We start from the raw sequence: 231 nt of genomic DNA, 5'->3' as shown, positions 1-231 counted from the left end.
AAATGCCGTTAATGCAGAAACGTTGATAAATGGTCAGGAGGTTAGTAGCTCGTCAAATACCCTTAATGACAAAATACAAGGTACAACGATTACTTTAAACAAGGTTACCACAGAAGCTCAGACATTCAATGTTTCAGTTGATTCAGAAGTTGCTGTAAAAGCTGTTGATGAATTTATTGGCGCCTATAACACCTTAAAAGAGCAGTTAGATACATTATCGAATCCAACAAG

The 231-nt window shown here is 36.4% G+C and carries 1 protein-coding gene; it reads left to right on the top strand.

Translation table 11 applies throughout. The features are described from left to right. Window positions 1-231 (top strand): flagellar filament capping protein FliD (gene fliD, locus R0K30_RS23795; protein WP_410613527.1); only part of this gene is annotated, 231 nt, incomplete at both ends.

Origin of the sequence: Bacillus sp. SIMBA_154 (assembly GCF_046536015.1) — a bacterium.
Lineage (GTDB): Bacteria > Bacillota > Bacilli > Bacillales > Bacillaceae > Bacillus > Bacillus pumilus_P.
The sequence above is the reverse complement of the archived record's forward strand: the minus strand, read 5'-3'. Positions and strand labels throughout refer to the sequence as shown.